Here is a 432-nt window from a genome sequence, read left to right on the forward strand (position 1 = left end):
CTGGTGGAACAACATACACTGGACGGTAATGCCCGGCATTTTTCTTTGGATACTTGGCAAAAGGGTTTGGGCGCTGGGCAGAAAGCGCGGGTATCTTTCTATCGGGCAGTTCACCGCCGGAGTATACGAAAGCGGAGGCGAAGAGGCATGACGGCGTTGCGCTTCCTCACGAGCGGCGAGTCTCACGGCCTCGGTTACTTAATCGTTGTCGAGGGACTGCCGGCCGGCCTCGGACAGGATCGCAGGAGCCTGGGATTGGAGCAAGGAGAAGGCCTCCAGTGTCGTGGGCTGGTTCGGTGGAATTCCAGAGATGATAGCTAATGCCCTCGCAGGCGTAGGAGAGATCATCTGGGGTCCATTCAAGCGGATATTTGACGATCTCCTCAAGCGTCATGACCGGATCTTCCCTCCAAGGTGCGAATGCGATCTCTC

1 protein-coding gene is annotated in these 432 nt (G+C 56.9%); it reads left to right on the forward strand.

Annotated features, from left to right (window positions below; genetic code table 11):
* The first annotated feature begins 147 nt into the window (after positions 1-147).
* Positions 148-321: a hypothetical protein gene (locus EZM41_RS05775; protein WP_198470187.1), complete on the forward strand. Its 174-nt coding sequence runs from the start codon at positions 148-150 to the stop codon at positions 319-321.
* The last annotated feature ends 111 nt before the right edge of the window (positions 322-432 follow it).

The organism is Acetomicrobium sp. S15 = DSM 107314 (genome assembly GCF_016125955.1).
In the GTDB taxonomy this organism is placed as follows: Bacteria; Synergistota; Synergistia; order Synergistales; family Thermosynergistaceae; genus Thermosynergistes; species Thermosynergistes pyruvativorans.

Bases quoted from the DNA above. Each gene is read 5' to 3' on its own strand.
- EZM41_RS05775 (WP_198470187.1), top strand. From the start codon at position 148: ATGACGGCGTTGCGCTTCCTCACGAGCGGCGAGTCTCACGGCCTCGGT.